Below are 25,240 nucleotides of genomic sequence, written 5' to 3' on the forward strand. Positions count from 1 at the left end.
AATTATTGCTAAAACAATTTACTGTGATGTTAATTAGTTTAATAATTGGAAGATATGGTTCGAAGAAAAAGATATATGTATTTAATTTAATTATTAATTTAATAATATTGAAATATATATTTAATTAAAGATTTATATTCTTATATATATATATATCCATTAAATTATACAGTGTATATTATTTTTTTATTATATAATTAAACATAAAATTAGAATTATTTTTTGAGTATGTTGTAACTTGAGAATAGAACAATGAAAATACATCACATAACATTAAAGATATTATTTTCAACATTGTTAATGTTTTGGAGCATATTTAATAATACAGTTATTGCAAAATCTTTATTACAAAGTTCAACTCCTAGTTTGGCACCTATGTTAGAGAAGGTTATACCATCAGTTGTTAGTATTAGTATTGAAGGAATGGTAAAAACAAATTCATGTCAGTTAAAACGTTCTGTTAATTATTATTCCGATAGTAAGATATGTGTACATAAAAAAAAAGTGTTATTACAAAATAATTTATTATGTAATGGTTCTGTGAAATCAAATTATGATGTGAGTTATCATAAATTCCATGCTTTAGGATCAGGTGTTATTATTAATTCTGAATTTGGTTATGTTGTCACTAATAATCATGTAATTGAAAACGCTAAAAAAATACAAGTGCAATTAAATGATGGAAGATGTTCTGAAGCAAAAGTAATTGGTAGAGATATTCGTACTGATATTGCATTATTAAAATTAACTTTGTTGACTAATTTAACTGCTATTACTATTTCTAATTCAAATTTAATTAAAGTTGGAGATTATGCTATAGCTATTGGAAATCCTTATGGTTTAGGAGAAACGGTAACTTCTGGTATTATTTCAGCTTTAGGTAGAAGTGGATTGCATTTAGAAAATTATGAAAATTTTATTCAAACTGATGCTGCAATAAATCGAGGTAATTCTGGAGGGGCATTGGTTAATTTAAAAGGAGAACTTATTGGTATTAATACAGCTATATTAGCTCCTGATGGTGGTAACATTGGTATTGGTTTTGCGATTCCTAGTAATATGGTGCAACATTTAACTAAACAAATAATGAAATATGGACATGTAATAAGAGGACAGTTAGGTATTATAGGGACAGAGTTAACTTCAGAATTAGCTAAAATAATGAAAGTTAATACTAATCATGGTGTATTTGTTAGTCAAGTATTATCTAATTCATCTGCACAAAAAGCTGGGATTCATGCAGGAGATATTATTGTTTCTGTTTATGACAAGATGATATTAAATTTTTCTTCTTTTCGTACAGAAATTAATTCATTTCCAATTAATACAGAATTAGATTTAGGTATACTTAGAAATGGAATTGTTCGTCATATATTGGTCAAATTAAAATACAATTTTAATGAAAAAGTAAAATATTTTACTAATGATAAAATTCTTAATGGTGTATATTTTTGTAATGATTATTATAGAGGAAAAAATATTGTAAGGGTAGATCATGTTTTAAAAGATAGTTATGCTTTTAGAATTGGATTTAAAAAAAATGATATTATTGTTAATATTAACAATCATATTATCAATAATATAAAAGATTTAAAAAATATTTTAGTCAAAACGAATAATTTGTTTGCTTTTCTTGTGAACCGTAATGATCATTTTATTTATTTATTTTTAAAAAAATAAAAATTGTAATTTAGTCCGCTATACATTTTTAATAGCGGACTAAAATTTATTTTTAAAATAAAAATAACAGTAATTATTAATTTAATTAATATTTCTTAATAATTGATTTAATTCAATTTTTTTTAAAGTGTTATGATCAACAGTTTTTACTATAACAGCACAATATAAATTACAATTCCCTGTTTGAGAAGGTAAACTTCCAGAAATAACTACAGAATTTTTAGGTACTTTACCATATAAGATTTTGTTATTTTCTCGGTCATAAATTTTAGTACTTTGTCCAATAAATACTCCCATAGAAATTACACAACCTTCTTCTATTATTACTCCTTCTACAATTTCAGATCTAGCACCGATAAAACAATTATCTTCAATGATTGTAGGATTATTTTGTAATGGTTCTAATACTCCTCCAATTCCTACACCTCCAGAGATATGTACATTTTTTCCTATTTGAGCACATGATCCAATTGTCGCCCATGTATCAATCATAGTATTAGTATCAATATATGCACCAATATTTACATAAGAAGGCATTAATATTGTATTTTTAGCAATAAAAGAACCATATCGTACAGTTGCAGGTGGTACTATTCTTATTTGTTCAGTAACGAATTGTTCTTGAGTATAGTTTTTATATTTTAGTGGGATTTTATCAAAATAAGGATGAGTTTGATTTTCTATAATTTGATTTTCATTTAAGCAAAAAGTGAGTAATACAGCTTTTTTTAACCATTGATGTGTAATCCATTGATTATTAATTTTTTCTGCAATTCTAAGTTTCCCTGTATTTAGTTGTTCTATAATATATGAGATAGCTTGCTTTTCTTCTTGATTAATTGTAAAGCTATTAATTTTTATTTTATTATCAAAAATATATTCAATAATGTTTTTGTAATAGTTCATATTTATTATTCCTAGTAGTATATATTTTAAATATATATATTTATATTTTTTAATGTAATATTAGTTATTTCTGTAATTTACATATTTAAATATGTTAGATATTTTATGTAAAAAAAGTTTTTTTATTAAATTTATATATAAATATAATATAAATAGGAATATAACTTTTTTTTTAATTATAATAAACATTATTTCCTATTTATATTAAATAATAAAATATAGATTTAGTTTATAAATATTGTAGGTATATTTTCTTGATGTTGTTTAGTTAAAATTTCACAACCATATTTTGTAACTAAAATAGTATGTTCATATTGAGCTGATAAATTTCTATCTTTAGTTTTCACTGTCCATTGATCTTTCATTAATCTAATTTCATGACTACCTGCATTAACCATAGGTTCAATAGTAAAAATCATGTTTTCTTGTAAAATGACTCCTTGATCATAACCATCATAATGTAATATTTGTGGTTCTTCATGAAAATTTTTTCCTATTCCATGTCCACAATATTCTTTTACTACTGAAAAACCATTTTTTTCTACATATTGTTGAATTGTTTTTCCTATTAATTGTAATCTTACTCCTGGCTTTATAACAGTAAATGATAGATATAGACTATTTAAGGTTACATTACATAGTCTAGTTCCTAGTATACTGGTTTTTTGAACAATAAACATTTTTGATGTATCACCATAATATTCGTCTTTTATAATAGCTACATCAATATTTACAATATCACCTATTTTTAAGGTTTGATTTTTATTTGGTATACCGTGACAAACAACATCATTAATAGAAATACATATTGATTTTGGATAACCATAATAACCTAGACAAGCAGATTGAGCTTTTTGTTTGTTTGTAATATATAGATGACAAATTTGATTAATTTCTTCAGTAGTAATATTAGGAACAATAAATTCTTCAATCATTTCTAATACTTCAGATGCTAGTTTACATGATATTTTAATTTTATTAATTTCTTGAGTAGTTTTAATAGATATAGTCATTTTTGTATTAATGGTATTAAAATAGTAATTTGAATATTACAATATTAATTTAAAAAAAATAAAAACAATATGTATAATTAATAATTAAAATAATTAATAAATTAATAGAAAATATATTCTAATTATTGTATTCAAATATTCTGGTATATTTTTTTATATTTGATAAAATTATTTATATTATTTATTTTATACGTAATAGATATGTATTATTATAATATATAAATTAAAATTTTGAATATTTATGAAAAATTATCTAATTGGATTATAGAATATATCACTAACACTATATATTTTTATGTAATGTTAACAGGATATAATATAATTCAGATCTATAATTATATTGAATGTATTAATTAATTTTTAATACATAAATATAATACATTTTTTTTTTGCATTAATTTAGTATGGGATATTATATGATAACTGTTTCTATGAAAGATATGTTAAAAGCTGGGGTACATTTTGGTCATCAAACTCGTTATTGGAATCCTAAAATGAAACCTTTTATTTATGGTTCTCGTAATAGAGTGCATATTATTAATTTAGAAAAAACATTACCTATGTTTAGTTTAGCGATGATAGAATTAAAAAAAATATTTTTAAAAAAAGGAAAGATTCTATTTGTAGGAACAAAAAAGGCAGCAAATAAAAATATTAAAAATATTGCTATCAATTTAAATCAATTTTATGTTAATTATCGTTGGCTTGGTGGTATGTTAACAAATTGGAAAACTGTACGTCAATCAATAAAACGTTTAAAAGATTTAGAATTAGAATCTACAGATGGTACATTTGATAAATTAACTAAAAAAGAAGTATTACTAAGGTTAAGAGAATTAAAAAAATTAGAAAATAGTTTAGGTGGAATTAAAAACATGGGTGGTTTACCTGATGCTGTTTTTATAATTGATGCTGATCATGAACATATTGCAGTAAAAGAAGCTAATAATTTAGGTATTCCAGTTTTTGCTGTTGTTGATACTAATTCTAATCCTGATGGTGTTGATTTTATTATTCCAGGAAATGATGATTCTGTTCGTGCAATCAATTTATATTTAACTAGTATTACTAGTGTTATTTTGAATAATTCAATAAGTTCTATTGAATTATCTACATCTAGTATAAGTTAGTTAATAATTATTTATAATAATTTAAATAAATTACTATAATTTATTATAATTTTTTTAATTTAGTAAGTTTATATATATGTTAAATAATTTTTTATATTTTTTTAGATAATAGATAATATTAAGGTAATAATTATGATTAATAACGTTAATGTCAATTTAATACAGGAGTTACGGAAACGAACTGGGGTAGGAATTATGGAATGTAAAAGAGCATTGTTAGAAGAACATGGAGATATAGAATTAGCAGTAGATAATTTAAGAAAAAATGGATTGTCTCAAATCTTAAAAAAACAATCTAATATTGCATTACAAGGTGCAATTTTTACATATGTTGATAATAATCAAATAGGTTCAATGGTAGAAATTAATTGTGAAACAGATTTCGTATCTAGAAATTCTGATTTTTTACGTTTTGGTCAAGAAGTTGTAAAACAATCAGCAATAGAAAAAATTATAGATATTAATCTATTAAATACTAAATTTGAATTATTAAAGAATCAATTAATTCAGAGGATTTCTGAAAATATTGTTATTCGAAGGGTAGTTATAACAACTGGAATAACAGTTAGTTCCTATATACATGCATCTCGTATAGGAGTATTAGTGAGTTCAAATTTTGATGATATTAAATTAGCTAAACATTTAGCTATGCATATTGCAGCTAGTAAACCGGATTACTTAAATAAAAATAATATACCAAAGGAAGTTATAGAAAGAGAAAAAAGAATTCAATTAGATTTAATAAAAAAACAAAATAAACCGTTGTTTGTTGCTGAAAAAATTATTAATGGAAAAATTAATAAATTTATTAATGAAATTTCTTTATTAGAACAAAATTTTATTTTTGATTTAAAAATTAAAGTAAAAGATTTTTTACAATCACATGGAGTAAAAATAAAATCTTTTATTCGATTTGAATTAGGAGAAAATATTAAAAATAATTGTAATTAATAATATTTTAAAATTTTTTGTTAGTGGAATTTTGTTTATGTACTAAATATAAATTTATTTTAAACTAAACAATTTATATATATAAAAAATATATAAAAATATGATTTCATTTAATATTATACTTTAAATATAATTTTATATATTATATTTAATTTAATTAGGTTTAAAAAATAATGACCATTCAGAGTAACACTAAACCTATATATAGACGCATTTTATTGAAGATAAGTGGTCAGACTTTACAAAAAAATATAGATGGATTTGGAATTGATATTCAATCTATTGATCGTATTGCAAAAGAAATAAAAATTTTATTTGATTATGGTGTAGAAATTGGATTGGTAATAGGTGGTGGTAATTTGTTTCGAGGTTTACATTTAAAAAAACTTGGAGTAAACAAAATTATTTCCGATCAGATTGGAATCTTGTCTACTATTATTAATAGTTTAGCTGTTAAGGATGCTATTGATAGAGCATCTATGGATGTTCGTCTAATGTCTGCAATAAAAATTAATGGAATTTGTGAAATTTATAATTATGAAAAAGCAATAAGATTATTGTCTAATAGACATGTTGTAATTTTTTCTGCAGGTATAGGAAATCCATTATTTACAACTGATTCAGCAGCTTGTTTGAGAGGTATTGAAATTCAAGCTGATATTTTATTAAAAGGTACTAAAGTTAACGGTGTGTATGACTTGGATCCTGAAAAACATTTAAATGCTGTGATGTATAAACAATTAAGCTATCATACAGTGTTAGAAAAAGAATTTCAAGTGATGGATTTATCTGCTTTTACTTTAGCTCGAGATCATTCTTTACCAATTCGAGTGTTTAATATTAATAAATCAGGTGCTTTACATCGTATTATATTAGGAGAAAACGAGGGTACTTTAATTACTGCTTCAAATATTTAAATTATATTTAATATAGATGTATTCATTTTAATTTATTTTCTATTATTAAATAATTTTATTATTGTAAAATATGATTTTTATTGATATTTGTTGCAGTATTTTATGTTTTAAAATTGAAATTAAAATATTTATTGGAGAAATAATGTTATTAGATTTTCAAAATGATGTAAAAAATAGAATGATGCAGTGTGTAAAATTGTTTGAAATAAATATTGATAAGTTAAGAACAGGAAAAGCATCACCTACTGTATTAGATGGAATTCATATTGAATATTTTGGGTCTTTACAAGCTATAAAAAATATATCTAATATATCTATTGAAGATTTTCGTACATTAAAAATTAATATTTTTGATAAATCAGTCAGTAATTTAATATATAAAGCTATTAATAATTCTAATTTAGGTTTACAAGTAAATATAGTGGGAGATATTATTCGTGTAATATTTCCAGTATTGACAGAAGAAAGAAGAAAAAATTTAATTAAATTAGTTCGTGGAGAAGCTGAATTTAGTCGTATTGCTGTTCGTAATATAAGAAGATCTATGAATGATAAAATTAAAAAATTTGTTAAACAGAATATTATAGGAAAAGATGATGAATATAGTACTCAAATAATTATTCAAAATCAAACGGATAAATATATTAAAGAAATAGATTTGATCTTATTAAATAAAGAAAAAGAATTAATGACGTTTTAAAATATGTATTAATATAAAAATAAATTTTTAGATATAATATATATAATAAATTTAAAATAAAATAAGAAATAAAAAAGTATTTTTATTTTTACATATGTATTTTATATATTATATTTAGCTATTGTATCTCTGTTTGATTTAGATATATATATATAATTTTTTTATATTAATATTTAATAGAGTCTATAAAATAATTAATATATTAATTTTTATTTTAAATAATATGTAGTATAAAAATAAAAATTAATTAAAATTAGTATAGTATTAAATAAATTATGTGAAATGTATTATATAAATAATATTTTAATTGTTAATTAAATAGATCATTAAAAATATCATTTTTGTATTTTTTTTGTGTTATGTTATGTATAAAAATATTTAAATAAATTAAAATAAAATATTATTTGATATATATGTATATAATAATAGATCAATTTTCATATTTGTCTATGTTATAGAGAATTAGTATTTTAATTTTATTTTATAGTAATTTAATTTGATTCAAATATTTTTTTTATTCATACAATCTTTTTTTGTATTGTAATGTTGTTATTGATTATATTAATTAAATTTAATAAATTTAATACATTAAATTTAGTATTTTACATATATAATTTTTTATATTACAATTAATTATTGTAATTATAAATACATAATATTCCAGAATTTAAGATATATATATTTAATATTATCAATAGTTATATGTATTAACATTAATTAATATTTATTTACATAAATATTTATTTAAAATAATTAAAATAAGTTTTAATAATATAAAATTATTATAAAATATTTATAATTAAATAGAAATTTTAGACAGTTGTTAAATAATGTATATTTTTTTGAATGTTAATTTTTTATATTTTTTTTATATTTAGTATTTGTAAAATTTTTAATTATATTTTTATTAGTATTGAATTTCTATATATATTAATTTATTAATATATAATAAAATTTTTATAAATATATTTATGATAATTACTATTTTTAATAAATATATATTTTTACTGATTTTTTATAATTTTTATTATATACAGTATTATTTTAAATTAATATAAAAAATTTACTAATAATAATTTATATATATATATTATATATGTAATATACAAATCTTAATTTTTTTTTATTTCTTCATTATATATTAATTTTATATTTTATTTTTATTACTTTATTTAAATATATACATATATGTATAAATTTATTTAAAAATATTTTTTTTTGTGTATTATTTTTATTTTTAATATATATAAGATATTAATATAAAAATAAGATAACTATATATATTCAAATGATTGTAAGAAGATAATATGATTATGGTAATAAAAAAAATATTAATTATTGTTTTGACATGCATTATTTCTAGTATGAGTAGTAATGTACAAGCAGAGAATAAATGGATTGTTCGAAAAATTGAAGTTGTAGGTTTACATCGAATACCATTAAATCAAGTGTTAAGTAATATTTGTATTCATATCAATCAACTTATTTCAAAAAAAGATTTAGATAATGCTATTTATTCGTTATTTTTAACAAAAAAATTTGAAAATATTAAAGTGTTCCGACTTGATCATACTTTGATTTTTCAATTACAAGAAAAATTGATTATTTCTCATATCTCTTTACTAGGAACACAAATTCTTTCTATTGATCAACTAAAAATTAATTTGCAAAAGTTAGGAATTATTGAAGGACATTATCTTGATTTATTTACAATTAATATTTTTAAAAAACAATTAATAAGTTTTTATCAAAAAGTTGGAAAATATAAATTTACAATAGATATTAGATTAAAGATTTTACACCATGGTTTTGCCAATATAAATATTTATCTCTTTGATGGTTATTTTTATCAATTAAATAAAGTAGAAATAACGGGTACAAAAAATTTTTCTTTAAAAAATATTTATTCTTTATCACAAACATATCAAAAATTATTATGGTGGAATATTGTAGGAGACAAAAATTATTATCCAAAAATTTTAGAAGATGATTTAAATACTATACAACATTTTTATTTTAGAAAAGGTTATATTCACTTTTTTTTTAATTTTATAAAATTATCTAGAGATAATTACAATAAAAATATTTCTATAATGATTGATATACATGAAGGTCAACAATATCATATTTCTAATATATTAATAAATGGAAAATTTTCAAATTATTGTACTAAATTTATTCAGTTATTACATTTTCATCCTGGAGAAATCTATAATATATTTAAAATTAATAATTTAAAAAGCAAAATCGTAAAAAATATCGTTAATTATGGTTATAATAATGTTCAAGTTGAAATTATTCCTGAATTTAATGAAAGTAAAAAAACTGTTGAAATACAAATTCATATTGTTCCTGGTATTCGTTATTTTATACATCATGTTTATTTTAAAGGAAATAAATACACTAATAATTCAATTTTATTTAATATAGTACATTTAATTCCAGGTGATATTTTTAGGAAGAATGATTGTTATCATGCACAGAAAATGTTAATGAATACTAATTTTTTTAAACATGTTGATGTAAATATTCATTCTGTTGCTAATGATAGTAGTAAAATAGATGTTGTTTTTAATATAAAAGAAAAACATTCTAGTTCATTGAACTTTAATTCAGGTTATGGTTTAGAAACAGGTGTAAGTATTAATTTAAATTTAATTCACAATAATTGGTTTGGATCTGGTCAATTATTTAAAATTAATACATTAAATAATAATTATCAAACTTATGGAGAAATTGTATTAGCCAATCCATATTGGACTAAAGACGGTAAAATATTTACTAATCGTATTTTCTATGATCAATTTAAAGGAGGTTATAGTCATTTTTCAGATTATATGGATAAAAGATTTGGTTTGAATTCTAGTATAGGATACATTTTAGATAAACATAATCAATTACAGGTAGGTATAGGATACATACATAATGGGTTATCGTATATTAAATCTAAAGTATTTCGTTTTCATGATTTATTAAATAATTTTAATAAATTTGTACATAAACAACGTGGAGATAGTGATACAGATGATTTTTCTATAAATTATTTTTTAAAAAATCATTATTTATTATCATCTAATAAACAAATGTTAAAAAATATTTCAACATTAACAGGTAAAATTACTATTCCTGGATCAGATAATAGTTTTTATAAATTTATATTAGATAATAATCAATCTGTATTTTTAGATAAATTAAAACATTTTAGATTGTTATTACATTCTCAATTAGGTATAGGAGATACATGGTTATTAAATAAAAAAATGCCATTTTATGAAAATTTTTATGCTGGTGGTTTACGTTCAGTACGTGGATTTTATATGAATAGTATTGGACCTCAATTAATTACTTATGATACAACTATGCATTCTTGTATACAAGATAAAAAAAATAGTATTTGTCAAATACATAATTTTATTGGTGGTAATTATATGGTAGTTACTAATGTAGATTTATTTTTTCCTAATTTAATTTTTGATAAAATAAAGAAAAATAAATTTAGTACTTCATTGTTTTTAGATGTAGGTACTGTTTGGGACAGACATTGGAAAAATATGTTTGACTCCAATTTTTGGAATAAAACATTAAGTTATAAGAATCCTAATAAAATTCATAGTTCTATTGGTATAACGTTAAGATGGAATACTTCATTAGGGAAAATTATTATTTCTTATGCTAAACCTATTGGTAATTACGATAGATATAAAATAGAAAAATTTCAATTTAATATTGGAAATGTATTTTAATATTTATTTATACATTATATAAATAATATATATTAATCCAATAATAATTTTTTTTTTTTTTAAATTAGAATTGTATAAAATATATTGTTATTTTAAATTAATTACATTTATTATTTTAATTAATTTTAATAAAATAAATATAAATTAATATTTCAGTAATAAGATAATTAAAATAAAAATTAGAGATCTTTTCTGTGAAGATAATATTAGATACAATACAACATAGATATCCTTTTTTATTAGTAGATCGAATTTTAAAATTTATTAAAAATAATTTAATTGTAGCTATTAAAAATGTAACGATTAATGAGTCATACTTTCAGGGACATTTTCCAATAGAAAAGATAGTTCCTGGTGTTTTAATGATTGAATCTATTGCTCAAACTGCTGGAATTTTTTTATCTAAAAATAATGAATCAACTAAACTTTGTAAACCATATTATTTAGTTGGTATAGATAAAACTAAGTTTAAACAATTTGTAGTTCCTGGAGATCAAATGATTATTACTGTGGTTTTAGATAAATCAAAAAAAGGATTTTATATATTTAAAGGTATAATTACAGTAGATAATAAAATGGTATGTAAATCCACATTAACTTGTATGAATTATAATTAATATATATATATTTGATAAATATAATTTAATAAATAAAGACTGTTTTAAGACAAATTTTTTATTTATAATTTTATATTTATATTTTTTATTAAAAATTATATTTCTTATTTGTATGAATTTAATATATATGAATAAATTAAATTTTGTAGTTAAATCTGAATTGATAGTAGGAGTAGATGAAGTAGGGTGTGGTTCTTTAGTCGGAAATATTGTCAGTGCTGCAGTAATACTAAATTATAGAACTCCTATTTATGGTTTGAAGGATTCTAAAAAATTATCAATTAAATCTCGTATGAGATTATCCAAGGAAATAATTGCTAAAGCAAGATATTGGGGGATTGGTTCTGTTAATATTGAAGAAATAGAACAATTAAATGTTTTTCGTGCTAGATTATTAGCTATGTATCGTGCAGTACAAAAATTAAATGTTTTTCCTGATTTTATTTTTTTTGATGGAAAGCATGTTCCTAATATTCATATACCTTCTATGTCTATAGTACAAGGTGATAATATGATTCCTGAAATTAGTGCTGCTTCTATTTTAGCTAAAGTTTATAGAGATACAGAAATGATTAATTTAGATAAAATTTATCCTGAATATAATTTTAAAGATAATAAAGGATATCCTACTCAATATCATTTAAATGCGTTATTAAAATATGGTCATACAATTTTTCATCGTCGTTCTTTTTTTCCAGTACAAAAATTATTTAATAATAAATAGAATTTATTAAAGTGATATTTTTTTTGAAAATATTGATCATTGGTAAATATTTATGTATAAACCTCGATTTATCCATCTTCGTGTACATAGTGATTATTCTTTAATTCATGGGATATCAAAACCTGAAGAATTAATTAAGTATGTATCTGGTTTAGGTTTTCCATCAGTAGCTTTAACAGATTTTAATAATTTACATGGTGTTATTAAATTTTATCAAGCTGCTTGTAACTCAGGTGTAAAACCTATTATTGGTATAGATATTCATCTTAAATCTATGGTTGTTCCGGATAAATTAACTAAATTAACTTTATTAGCAACTAACAATCAAGGGTATTCTAATTTAATTATTTTGATTACAAAAGCATATAAAAAAGGTTATTCGGATTCTATTTCTTCAGTTTTTGTTGAACAAGATTGGTTAATACAGTATCGAAATGGGTTGATTGTGTTATCTGGAGGAATTTATGGAGATTTAGGAATTAGTTTGATAGCTGGTAAAAAAAAAATAATTTCTGATGTATTATCTATTTATAAAAATTATTTTCCTGATAATTATTATATTGAACTAACTAGAACAAATCGTGTTAATGAAGAATTATATATACATCGAGCTAAGTTGATTGCTTCAATGGAAAGAATTCCTCTGGTAGTTACAAATGATGTTTGTTTTTTACATAAAAGAGATTTTTATAATCATAAGATTCGTACTGCTATTCAACATGGAATTCCAATAGATAATGTTTATTTATCACAATTATATACATGTGAACAGTATTTAAAAACTGAAGATGAAATGTATAAGTTATTTATAGATATTCCTCAAGCATTAATGAATACAGTAGAAATAGCAAAAAGATGTAATGTTACAATTCGTTTAGGTGAATATTTTTTACCTAATTTTCCTACAAAAAATATAAAAATTGAGGAATTTTTAATTATTAAATCTAAGGAAGGATTAGAAAAACGTTTAGAATATATTTATCCAGATATCAATATTAGATGTAAAAAAAGAAAAAAGTATGATGATAGATTAAATGAGGAATTAGATGTTATTAATAAAATGGGTTTTCCGGGTTATTTTTTAATAGTTATGGAATTTGTTAAATGGTCTAAAGATAATAGTATACCAGTTGGGCCTGGAAGAGGTTCTGGAGCAGGTTCATTAGTTGCTTATGCTTTAAGAATTACAGAATTAGATCCTTTATTTTTTAATTTATTATTTGAAAGATTTTTGAATCCAGAAAGAATTTCGTTACCTGATTTAGATATTGATTTTTGTATCAATCAAAGAGACAAAGTAATTGAGCATGTTTCTAACAGGTATGGTAGTGATGCAGTTTCACAAATAATTACATTTGGAACTATGACTGCTAAAGCTGTTATAAAAGATGTAGGTCGTGTATTAGGATATCCATATGGATTTTTAAATAAAATTTCTCATTTAATACCATTAGATCCTGGAATGACATTAAATAAAGCATTATTAGTATGTTCAGAATTAACTGATTTATATCAAACTAATTCTGATGTAAAAATATTGATTAATATTGCAAGAAAATTAGAAGGAGTGACTCGTAATATTAGTAAACATGCAGGAGGTGTAGTAATATCTCCAACAAAAATTACTGATTTTTCTCCATTATATTATGACAATAAAGGAGAGAATCCTATTACACAATTTGATAAAAATGATATTGAGTATGTAGGATTGTTAAAATTTGATTTTTTAGGTCTTCGTACTCTAACAATTATTGATTCTACAGTAAAAATGATTAATAATTCTACTAAAAATTTAAAAAATCAAAAATTAATTAATATTAATTTAATTGATTTAAATGATAGTAAGTGTTTTCATGTATTACAAAAAGCTGAAACTACAGGTATTTTTCAGTTAGAATCAAAAGGTATGAAGGATTTAATTAAAAGATTAAAACCTGATACTTTTGAAGACATTATTTCTTTAGTGGCATTATTTCGTCCTGGTCCATTAAAGTCTGGAATGGTTGATAATTTTATTAATCGTAAACATGGACTTGAAAAAATATATTATCCTGATAAAAATTGGCAACATGCATTATTAAAACCAATTCTGAATTCAACTTATGGTATTATTTTATATCAAGAGCAAGTTATGAAAATAGCTCAAGTATTATCTGGTTATACATTAGGTCGAGCTGATATCTTACGGAGAGCCATGGGTAAAAAAAATCCTATAGAAATGTCGAAACAAAGATTTATATTTCAAGAAGGATCAAAAAAAAATGGTATTGACAGTAATTTATCAATAAAAATTTTTGATTTATTAGAAAAATTTGCTGGATATGGTTTCAATAAATCTCATTCAGCAGCGTATGCATTAATATCTTATCAAACACTGTGGTTAAAAACATATTATCCAGAAGAATTTTTAGCTTCTGCTATGAATACTGAAATAGATAATATAGATAAGCTTGTGATTTTAATTCATGAGGTGTTACGTTTGGATATTAAATTATTATCACCTAATATTAATTACAGTAAATTTCATTTTTTTGTAAATAATAAAAAAGAAATAGTATATGGTTTAGGTGCTATTAAAGGAATTAGTAAAAATGTTATATTATCTATAATACAATCTAGAGATAATAAAGGAATATTTCGAGATATCTTTGATTTATGTGTTCGAATAGATACTAAGCAATTAACTAGTAAAATTATATTAAAATTAATTAAATCTGGATCATTAGATGTGTTTAAAATTAATAGAGATACATTAGTACATTATTTGGATAATATTATTAAAGCAGCTAATCAATATGTAATAGAATTTAATAATAGACAACAAACTATGTTTGGTAATTTTAATAATATTTTTCAAAACATTATGAATAAATCGGTCAAGAACTCTATTCTTTGGTCAGAAAAACAAAAATTATATTTTGAAAAGGAAACATTAGGTTGTTATTTAACAGGTCATCCGATTAATGAATATTTGTATGAATTATTATATTATACAAAAGGATTTCGTATTCAGGATGTTTTTTCAATTACTTATAATAAAACTGTATGTATTGTTTTTGGAATAGTTGGGTATATTAAAAAAAAAGTTTCTAAAAATAGTAATAGTTATTTAATTTTGCAATTAGAAGATCGATCAAAAAAAATTGAAGTTATTGTATTTTCTCAATTGATAAATCAATATCAAGATATTTTAGTAAAAGATGAAATTTTAATAATTAAAGGTCATGTGGTAATTGATCCAATTTCTAAAAATTATAAAATAATTGCAAAAAATATAATGAATTTGCATTCAGCAAGAGAACGATATGTAAAAAAAATTGTTATTGTTTTAGACTTGAAAAAAAAATCTAATTCTATTTTAGATGAATTATGTATAATTTTACAAAAATATATAGGAGGAACTGTGCCTATTTACGTTAGTTATTCTCAAAATATCACAATATATGATAAATGTTTATTAGGTGTACAATGGAATGTAATTCCAAGTGATAATTTACTGTATGATGTTCGTAATATAATAGGAATAAAGTATGTAAAATTAATGTTTTAAAGATATAGATATGTAAAAATTAATAAGACTTATATATTAAATATGTATAATTAACATTGTGTATAAAGTATATACTAGATACATAACTTGATTTTCATAAATTCAATTACTTCGTGTAAAGATATTAAAATATTTTTTGATGTACCTCTTTTATGATATTCAATTTGATTATTAATTAAATTATTTTCTCTTATAATTAATTGATGTGGTATACCAATTAAATTCATTTCAGCAAACATTATTCCTGTTTGTTCATTTCGATCATCAAAAATTATATCTATTTTTTCTTTAATAAAATTGTTATATATTTCTTTAGCAATGTTTTGTACTAAATATGATTTATTTAAATTAATTGGAATAATAACTATTTTAAAAGGTGCTAAAATATTTGGCCAGATAATTCCTTTATGATCATGATTTTGTTCAATCGATGCTGCAATAATTCTAGAAATACCTATTCCATAGCAACCCATATATATATTTTTTTTCTTTCCGTCTTTTTGTTGTATATTAGCATTCATAAGATTAGAATACTTTGTTTCTAATTGAAAAATATGTCCTATTTCTATACTATTTTTTACTTCTAATATACCACTGTGATCTGGACTGATATCTCCATGAATAGTATTTCTTATATCTAAAATTGTAGATTTTTGTAAAATATTTTTCCATATATTATTAATTGGTATTAGATGATTGTTGATTTGAATCCAATTAATTAAATTTAATGTATTAATAACTGATATATCGGTTATTATAGTGTTTTCTTTAAATATATTTTTTACTGATTGTTTAGCTTTTTTAACAAAAGATTCTACATCATTTTTTAATGCATATTCTATTGGTTTTAAAATTATAGAAATATTTTTTACTTTATTTAAATTAATGGTATGATCTCCTTTTATTATTAATGTTACTAATGATTTGTCTTGTATATAATTATTAGATTTGATTAATATAATTTGTATTATTGTTTTTAGACAAGGTTTTAATGTATATTTAGTTGTATTAATTGATTCTTGATAAATATTTTGATTTATTAATTGATTGTTTTGTTCTATTGCTGGTGATACATCTATGTTTGCTGCATAATTAGATAATGTAGAGCAAACTATAGTATCTTCTCCATGTTTAGAAATTGCTTGAAATTCATGTGAAATATTTCCTCCCATACTACTAGAATCTGCTTCTACTGATCGATATTGTAATTTTAATGTTTTAAAAATTTTTCTATAAGTATCATGTATTGTACTATACATTTTTTGTAATGATATTTTATCGTTATGAAAAGAATAAGCATCTTTCATAATGAATTCACGTGATCTAATTATTCCAGATCTTGGTCTAATTTCATCTCTAAACTTATTTTGAATTTGATATAATAACATTGGTAATTGTTTGTAAGAATGTATTTCATTTTTAATAATTTGAGTAATTAATTCTTCATGTGTAGGACCTAATACAAATTGATTATTTTTTCGATCAAATATTTTAAATAATTCTTTTCCATAAGTATTCCATCTTCCACTTATATTCCATAATTTATATGGTTGGATAGCAGGCATATATATTTCTATTCCTCCTATTTTATTCATTTCTTTTTTTATTATTTTTTTTATATTGTTTAAAACACGAATTCCAGTAGGTAACCAAACATATATACCAGATGATATTTGTCGAATTAAACCTGCTCTTAACATTAGTTGATGACTTGGAATTTCAGAGTTATGAGGTTTGTTTTTCATAGTAAAAAAATTATATTGACTTGCTTTCATGATTACCTCTTTAATATAGATTATTATTTAATTTTTTATTTTTTTTTAATTATAATATGTTATTAGTTACATATATAATTTATATTAAATATGTTATTTTTTGTTGACTAAATATAAAATAGTTTGTTCTATTTAAAATATAGATTTAAAATTGAAATATTATTTTAATTAAATTACTTTATTTAAGTGTATATATATTTTTTTAAGACATTACTTTGCATGTAATTATAATTAAATTTATAGTTTTTAATCATTATGTGTGATTTGTATTAATATTATATTAAAAAATTATAAAGGTAATAATTATGAATCATAATAATAATGAAGAAAAAACAGAACAACCAACAAATTATAGGTTACAAAAAGCTAAAAAAGAAGGAATAGGGAGTTGTTCTTCTCGTGAATTGAATTCTATATTAATTTTGTTAGTTACATTGATTTTCATGCGAATAAAAATATCTAGTATTTTTTTTGAATTAGAAAATATTATGTATTCTTGTTTACATTTTAATTATAAAACAATATACGGTAATAATAATTCTATATTTATATTTTCTGATGTATTAAAAAAAATTTTTTTGATTTTTATTCCTATAATTATATTGTTATTGTTAATTATTTTTATTTCTTCATGGATATTAAATGGTCGAAAATTATTTTTTTTATCTATAAAATGTAATTTAACAAGATTAAATCCAATACAAGGATTAAAAAAAATTTTTTCATTACAAGTTATAATAGAATTATTTAAAGCAATATTTAAAATATTTTTTATTATGATTGTTTGTTCCACTTATTTATGGAAATATATATTAAATATTTTATCGTTGCTATTTATAGATAATATTGTAAAAGAGCTATATGTTGGAATGTATTTACTTTATATTTGTTGTTTTTTAGTGATTTTATCGATGATTCCGGTAGTTTTTTTTGATGTTGTTTATCAATTTTTCAATTATTATAAAAATTTACGAATGAGTCGTCAAGAAATACGAGATGAATTTAAGCAAATTGAAGGAAATCCATTAATTAAATTTAGAGTCCGTCAATTAATGAAAGAAAACATAAAAAGACGTATGATGATAGATTTACCTAAAGCTAGTGTGATTATTACAAATCCAACACATTATGCAGTGGCTTTACAATATGACTCAAAAAAAATGAATGCACCTAAAGTTTTAGCAAAAGGAGTTGGTCAGTTAGCATTAAAAATTTGTAAAATAGGTAAAAAATGTAATATTCCAATATTTTCTGAACCTGTCTTAGCTCGAACTTTATATCGTTATACTGATATAGGACAAGATATTCCTAGTAAGTTATATACTGTAGTAGCGGAAATATTAGCATGGGTATGGAAATTAGAACGAGGGAAACAAAATAAAAAAAATAAAACTAAATCAATGTAATATTTCTTTATTCTAGATAATGTAAGTTTTATTAGAGAGAATGTAAAATATGGCTAATTTTTTTTCTTTTTTTCAGATAATAAAAAACTTTAAAGTATTGCAATGGAAGGTATTAACTGCTCCTATATTAATATTAGCAATATTATCTATGATGGTATTACCACTACCTTCATGGATATTAGATATTTGTTTTACATTTAATATTGCTATATCAATTATTATTTTACTAGTTTCAATGTTTACTAAAAATACATTAGATTTTGCTTCTTTTCCTACAGTTTTATTGTTTTCTACATTATTACGGTTAGCTTTAAATGTTGCTTCAACAAGAATTATACTTTTAAATGGACATACAGGATCATCATCAGCTGGATATGTAATAGAGGCTTTTGGTCATTTTTTAGTAGGAGGAAATTTTGCTATAGGAACAATTGTTTTTGTTATTTTAGTAATTATAAATTTTATGGTTATTACTAAAGGTGCAGGAAGAATTGCAGAAGTAGGAGCTAGATTTATTTTAGATGGAATGCCTGGAAAACAAATGGCTATTGATGCTGATTTAAATGCTGGGTTAATTGGTGAAAAAGAAGCTAAAGAAAGAAGGAAAGAAATTACTCAAGAAGCTGATTTTTATGGTTCAATGGATGGAGCTAGTAAATTTGTACGAGGTGATGCTATGGCTGGAATATTAATTATGGTAATTAATATTTTAGGTGGTTTATTTGTTGCTATAGGACAACACAATATGTTGTTATATCAAGCTGCTAAAGTATATACTTTATTAACTATAGGAGATGGATTAGTTGCTCAAATTCCAGCTTTAGTGATTTCTACAGCAGCTGGAGTAATTGTAACTAGAGTTAGTACTGATCAAAATGTTGGAGAACAAATGATTAGTCAACTTTTTTGCGATTTTCGTGTAATATTATTAAGTGCATTAGTTTTAGGATCATTAGGACTAGTACCTGGTATGCCTAATTTAGTATTTTTATTTTTTACAGGAATTTTACTATTATTAGCTTGGAACTTATACATTCGTAATAAAAATGTAGCATTATTAGAATCTTCATTGGAAAAAGATGGTTTAGAAAATAACATTTCATTTACTCAAGAAGCTACATGGAATGATGTTGATTTAGAGGATGTAATTGGTATAGAATTAGGAAGAAATTTATTATCTATGATTAATTCCAAAACAGATAGTGATTTGCAAAATCGAATCCGAGCAATTCGAAAAAAATTTGCTAAACAGATTGGTTTTCTTCCTCCAAAAATACATATTTATCATAATGAAGAAATACCTGAAAATAATTATAGAATTTTAATTAAAGGGTTAGAATTAGGAATGGGAGAAGTTTTTTTAAATCTATTTATGGCAATTAATCCTAGTAATATTAAAATTGTTTTATCTGATCATTTAGTAAAAGATCCTACATTCGGTTTACCTGCTTATTGGATTAATAAAAGTTTACTTATAGAAGCTAAAAAACATGGTTTTACTGTAGTACAACCAAGTGTAATTATTGCCACACATGTGAATAATTTAATATTTAGTCAAGTATGTGAATTATTTGGAAGACAAGAAGCACAGTACTTATTAGAACATATTTCTAGAACAATGCCAAAATTAACAGAAGAATTTATTCCTAATCAAATTAGTCTTACAATATTTCATAAAATTATTTATAATTTATTGTGGGAAAATATTTCCATTCGAGACATGCGTACTATTATAGAAACTATAATTGAACATCATGCTACTGTAAAAAATTGTTATCAAGAATTAACATCTATTGTACGAGTAGCATTAGGGAGATCTATTACACAAAAGTTTTTCCCTAAGTTTTTAAGTGTTATTCAAGTAATAGGTTTAGATATGGATCTAGAGCGTATATTATTACAGATATTACAATCTGGAGAAGGATGCATAGAACCTGGTTTATCTAATCAATTATTAAATCAAACAGAAATTGCAATTAATGAACAAAAGAAATTTAATTTGCCAATTATTTTATTGGTACATCATAATTTACGTTCATTTTTATCAAATTTGTTAAGACAAAAATTTTCTGAATTAGTTATTTTATCTAATATGGAAATTATAGATCATCGTGAAATACATATTACTAGTGTAATAGGATCACAAAAAAATTAATTTTAAATTAATTATTAAAATTAATGTAAAATATATTTTAAAATTAGTTTATTTACATATTAAAATTTATATTAAACAAGATAAACACGTAAAAATAATTAGAATTCACATTTTTGATCTTTTTATTTTAAAGTAAAAAATAATTTATGAACGTGTTTTTACTTGGTTTATGTATATAATTATTATATTTATAATTATAAATATGGTATAACTTTAATACCTAACATATATAATCCTTTTTTAATTGTTCTACAAGTTAAAGAAGATAATTTTAATCTGCTTAATAAAGTAATATTTTTAGAAGATAAAATATCACATGTATCATAGAACTTAGAATAGATTACAGATAGTTCATATAGATATTTACATATTAAATGTGGTTGTCCTGTTTCACTTGTTTGTAAAAGTATTTCTTCAAATTGTAGAATTTTTATTCCTAGTTTTATTTCTATTTTTTTTGTTAATTTAATTCCAGATGGTAGTTTGAATATAGATTCTTTACCTTTTCTAAATATTGATAATATTCTAGTATAGGTATATTGTATATATAGAACTGTATTTCCTTCTAGTGTTAACATTTGATTCCAATCAAAAATGTAGTTTTGTACTCTATTTTTAGATAAATCTGCATATTTTATTGAACCGATTCCTATTTTATTAGCTATATTAATAATTTGTTCTTCGGATAAAACAGGATTTTTTTCTTTAATAATTTTTGTTGTTCGATTAATAGACTCTGTCAGTAAGTCAAATAATTTAATTGTATTACCGCTTCTAGTTTGAAATGGTTTATTATTTTTAGATAAAATCATTCCAAAATTATGATGTTGTATTTGAACTTTTTCAGATGTATAACCAGCTCGTTTTACGATTTTACATATATTTTGTAAGTATTCTTTTTGTCTGTTATCTATGTAATATATGATTTTATCTACTTGTAATTCATTACAACGATATTTTAAACAAGCAATATCTGTACTTGCGTATAAGATTGCTCCATCTTTTTTTTGTATAACAACTCCCATAGTATCATTATTTTTATTTTTTACGTGATCCATTAAAACTACAAGTGAGCCATTTTTTTTAATAGCGATATTTTTTTTTTTTAAATCTATAATTATATTGTGTATCATATGATGATAGCTACTTTCACCTTTAATATCTTGATTTCTTAAAGTAGTATTGAGCATTTTATAAATTTTATTGTTTTCTAATATTGTTATTTTGATAATTTTTTTCCATAAATCATATGTTTTTTTTTCTTTATTTTGCAATTTTACTACGTATTTTTTAGATAATATTGCAAATAATTTATTTTCTGAATACATTTTTTTTGATATTTGATAATATTTTTCTAGTTTTTTTAAATTAATGTTTATTTTTATATTATCTTTGTTAATATAATCTAAATATGCTAATAGAATTCCAAATTGTGTTCCCCAATCACCAATATGGTTAGCTCTAATAATTTTATGTCCATAGAATTCCATAATTCGAACCATAGAATCACCTAGAATTGTTGATCTCAAATGACCTACATGCATTTCTTTTGCTATATTAGGAGAAGAATAATCTATAACAATTTTTTTTCTTTTTATAAATTTATGTATTCCTAGTCTTGAACATGTGTTAATTTTTTCTATTAGTTGTTCAATCCATTCTTGATGTAAATGAATATTAATGAATCCTGGAGGAATAATTTCTATTTTTTTGGCTACATTGTTTAGATCTATATTAGATATAACTTTTTCAGCTAACATCAATGGTTCAATATTTATTGTTTTCGCTATTTTCATAATTCCATTTACTTGATAATCTCCATTATATTTTTTTGTTGATCGAATAATAAAAGGATCGCAATTTAGAGAAGCATTATTATTAATTAATGATAATTTTATTTTTTTAGATAAAAATTTTTGAATATTCATATATAATCCTATAATATAATTATATTTTAATATTTATTAAAAATATTATAATTATTACTGTTTATCAATTGTTTTATCTATATTTCATGATTTAATAATAATTTATTTAAATATATTAATAAATAATTTATAGTTAAACTATAAAAATTAAAAAATAAGATTAACAAAACATTGACTTTTAATATAAAACGTGTATTATTAATAAAGTTCAGTATTAAACGCTCTTTAAAAATATCAGAAAATCTATGTGGACACTTTAAATTAAGTGAATGTTAAGTTTTTAAATTCATTTTTATAATCTTTAAATTTATTTTAAAGATTAAATAAGTAAATTTTTCAAATTGAAGAGTTTGATCATGGCTCAGATTGAACGCTGGCGGCAAGCCTAACACATGCAAGTCGAGCGGCATCGAGAAAAAAAGTTTACTTTTTTTTGTCGGCAAGCGGCAAACGGGTGAGTAATATCTGGGGATCTACCTAAAAGAGGGGGATAACTACTAGAAATGGTGGCTAATACCGCATAATGTTGAGAAACCAAAGTAGGGGACTTGAAGAAGCTTGCTTAATAAAGCCTTACACTTTTAGATGAACCCAGACGAGATTAGCTTGATGGTGAGGTAACGGCTCACCAAGGCAACGATCTCTAGCTGGTCTGAGAGGATAACCAGCCACACTGGAACTGAGACACGGTCCAGACTCCTACGGGAGGCAGCAGTGGGGAATATTGCACAATGGGCGAAAGCCTGATGCAGCTATGCCGCGTGTATGAAGAAGGCCTTAGGGTTGTAAAGTACTTTCAGCGGGGAGGAAAAAATAAATTTTAATAAAGTTTATTCTTGACGTTACCCGAAGAAGAAGCACCGGCTAACTCCGTGCCAGCAGCCGCGGTAATACGGAGGGTGCTAGCGTTAATCAGAATTACTGGGCGTAAAGAGCACGTAGGCGGATTATTAAGTCAGATGTGAAATCCCTGGGCTTAACCTAGGAACTGCATTTGAAACTGATAATCTAGAGTATCGTAGAGGGAGGTAGAATTCTAGGTGTAGCGGTGAAATGCGTAGATATCTGGAGGAATACCTGTGGCGAAAGCGACCTCCTAGACGAATACTGACGCTGAGGTGCGAAAGCATGGGGAGCAAACAGGATTAGATACCCTGGTAGTCCATGCTGTAAACGATGTTGACTGGGAGGTTGTTTCCTTGAGAAGTGGCTTCCGAAGCTAACGCATTAAGTCAACCGCCTGGGGAGTACGGCCGCAAGGCTAAAACTCAAATGAATTGACGGGGGCCCGCACAAGCGGTGGAGCATGTGGTTTAATTCGATGCAACGCGAAAAACCTTACCTGGTCTTGACATCCACAAAATTCTGTAGAAATATAGAAGTGCCTTCGGGAATTGTGAGACAGGTGCTGCATGGCTGTCGTCAGCTCGTGTTGTGAAATGTTGGGTTAAGTCCCGCAACGAGCGCAACCCTTATCCTTTGTTGCCATCGGTTAGGCCGGGAACTCAGAGGAGACTGCCGGTTATAAACCGGAGGAAGGTGGGGACGACGTCAAGTCATCATGGCCCTTACGACCAGGGCTACACACGTGCTACAATGGCGTATACAAAGAGATGCTAATCTGCGAAGACAAGCCAACCTCAAAAAGTTCGTCGTAGTCCGGACTGGAGTCTGCAACTCGACTCCACGAAGTCGGAATCGCTAGTAATCGTGGATCAGAACGCCACGGTGAATACGTTCCCGGGCCTTGTACACACCGCCCGTCACACCATGGGAGTGGATTGCAAAAGAAGCAGGTAGCTTAACCTTTTTTAGGATGGCGCCTACCACTTTGTGGTTCATGACTGGGGTGAAGTCGTAACAAGGTAACCGTAGGGGAACCTGCGGTTGGATCACCTCCTTAAAAAATACACTTTTATTTATAAGTGTCCACATAAATTATCTGATATAAAAACCATATTACAGGCTTGTAGCTCAGTTTGGTTAGAGCACACCCCTGATAAGGGTGAGGTCGGTGGTTCAAGTCCACTCAGGCCTACCACCAC

At 23.4% G+C, this 25,240-nt stretch carries 15 protein-coding genes, 1 tRNA gene and 1 rRNA gene; 13 read left to right on the top strand and 4 right to left on the bottom strand.

Annotated elements, in window-relative coordinates; translation table 11 throughout:
- Positions 1–300 precede the first annotated feature (300 nt).
- Entirely contained in the window at positions 301–1,680 is a 1,380-nt protein-coding gene (locus tag AB4W75_RS01015; RefSeq protein WP_367679604.1) for a Do family serine endopeptidase, read from the top strand.
- Positions 1,681–1,761: 81 nt separating this feature from the next.
- On the opposite strand, the gene dapD is transcribed toward AB4W75_RS01015, so the two are convergent.
- The gene (gene dapD / locus AB4W75_RS01020) at positions 1,762–2,586 is read right to left on the bottom strand and encodes a 2,3,4,5-tetrahydropyridine-2,6-dicarboxylate N-succinyltransferase (protein WP_367679605.1); all 825 of its coding nucleotides are present in this window, start codon (positions 2,584–2,586) and stop codon (positions 1,762–1,764) included.
- 224 nt (positions 2,587–2,810) lie between these two features.
- Positions 2,811–3,599 (bottom strand): type I methionyl aminopeptidase, encoded by a 789-nt coding sequence (gene map / locus AB4W75_RS01025; protein WP_367679606.1) that lies wholly within the window; start codon positions 3,597–3,599, stop codon positions 2,811–2,813.
- A 416-nt stretch (positions 3,600–4,015) separates the two neighbouring features.
- Between map and rpsB the strand changes: the two genes are divergently transcribed.
- The 8 genes from rpsB (at position 4,016) to dnaE (ending at position 15,931) form a co-directional block, all read left to right on the top strand.
- Complete coding sequence (rpsB, locus tag AB4W75_RS01030; RefSeq protein WP_367679607.1) at positions 4,016–4,729, top strand: 30S ribosomal protein S2; 714 nt, start codon at positions 4,016–4,018, stop codon at positions 4,727–4,729.
- 132 nt (positions 4,730–4,861) lie between these two features.
- Positions 4,862–5,680: a translation elongation factor Ts gene (tsf, locus tag AB4W75_RS01035; protein ID WP_367679608.1), complete on the top strand. Its 819-nt coding sequence runs from the start codon at positions 4,862–4,864 to the stop codon at positions 5,678–5,680.
- Between the two features lie 179 nt (positions 5,681–5,859).
- Positions 5,860–6,597 (top strand): UMP kinase, encoded by a 738-nt coding sequence (gene pyrH, locus AB4W75_RS01040; protein WP_367679669.1) that lies wholly within the window; start codon positions 5,860–5,862, stop codon positions 6,595–6,597.
- A 142-nt stretch (positions 6,598–6,739) separates the two neighbouring features.
- Positions 6,740–7,297 (top strand): ribosome recycling factor, encoded by a 558-nt coding sequence (gene frr, locus AB4W75_RS01045; protein ID WP_367679609.1) that lies wholly within the window; start codon positions 6,740–6,742, stop codon positions 7,295–7,297.
- Positions 7,298–8,604: 1,307 nt separating this feature from the next.
- Complete coding sequence (gene bamA / locus AB4W75_RS01050; RefSeq protein ID WP_367679610.1) at positions 8,605–11,040, top strand: outer membrane protein assembly factor BamA; 2,436 nt, start codon at positions 8,605–8,607, stop codon at positions 11,038–11,040.
- Between the two features lie 194 nt (positions 11,041–11,234).
- Positions 11,235–11,657, top strand: a complete 423-nt coding sequence (gene fabZ, locus AB4W75_RS01055) for a 3-hydroxyacyl-ACP dehydratase FabZ (RefSeq protein ID WP_367679611.1) — start codon at positions 11,235–11,237, stop codon at positions 11,655–11,657.
- A 127-nt stretch (positions 11,658–11,784) separates the two neighbouring features.
- Positions 11,785–12,381, top strand: coding sequence for a ribonuclease HII (locus AB4W75_RS01060; protein WP_367679612.1), 597 nt, complete (start codon positions 11,785–11,787; stop codon positions 12,379–12,381).
- Between the two features lie 52 nt (positions 12,382–12,433).
- Entirely contained in the window at positions 12,434–15,931 is a 3,498-nt protein-coding gene (dnaE, locus tag AB4W75_RS01065; RefSeq protein ID WP_367679613.1) for a DNA polymerase III subunit alpha, read from the top strand.
- A 74-nt stretch (positions 15,932–16,005) separates the two neighbouring features.
- On the opposite strand, the gene AB4W75_RS01070 is transcribed toward dnaE, so the two are convergent.
- Entirely contained in the window at positions 16,006–17,706 is a 1,701-nt protein-coding gene (locus AB4W75_RS01070; RefSeq protein WP_367679614.1) for a proline--tRNA ligase, read from the bottom strand.
- A 305-nt stretch (positions 17,707–18,011) separates the two neighbouring features.
- Between AB4W75_RS01070 and flhB the strand changes: the two genes are divergently transcribed.
- Together flhB and flhA are read left to right on the top strand one after the other, a co-directional pair.
- Positions 18,012–19,112 carry a flagellar biosynthesis protein FlhB gene (gene flhB / locus AB4W75_RS01075; protein ID WP_367679615.1) on the top strand — a complete coding sequence of 367 codons (1,101 nt, stop codon included), beginning with the start codon at positions 18,012–18,014 and terminating at the stop codon, positions 19,110–19,112.
- A 49-nt stretch (positions 19,113–19,161) separates the two neighbouring features.
- A complete protein-coding gene (flhA, locus tag AB4W75_RS01080; protein WP_367679616.1) occupies positions 19,162–21,267 on the top strand; it encodes a flagellar biosynthesis protein FlhA in 2,106 nt (701 codons plus the stop codon).
- 194 nt (positions 21,268–21,461) lie between these two features.
- Here the strand turns inward: flhA and argS are convergent, their stop codons facing one another.
- The gene (gene argS, locus AB4W75_RS01085) at positions 21,462–23,195 is read right to left on the bottom strand and encodes an arginine--tRNA ligase (RefSeq protein WP_367679617.1); all 1,734 of its coding nucleotides are present in this window, start codon (positions 23,193–23,195) and stop codon (positions 21,462–21,464) included.
- Positions 23,196–23,533: 338 nt separating this feature from the next.
- Here argS and AB4W75_RS01090 point away from each other — a divergent pair.
- Both AB4W75_RS01090 and AB4W75_RS01095 read left to right on the top strand, forming a co-directional pair.
- Positions 23,534–25,098: ribosomal RNA gene (locus AB4W75_RS01090) — 16S ribosomal RNA — on the top strand.
- 60 nt (positions 25,099–25,158) lie between these two features.
- Positions 25,159–25,236: transfer RNA gene (locus AB4W75_RS01095), tRNA-Ile, on the top strand.
- Positions 25,237–25,240: the final 4 nt, after the last annotated feature.

This window comes from Buchnera aphidicola (Eriosoma lanigerum) (assembly GCF_964059125.1).
In the GTDB taxonomy this organism is placed as follows: Bacteria; Pseudomonadota; Gammaproteobacteria; order Enterobacterales; family Enterobacteriaceae; genus Buchnera_D; species Buchnera_D aphidicola_C.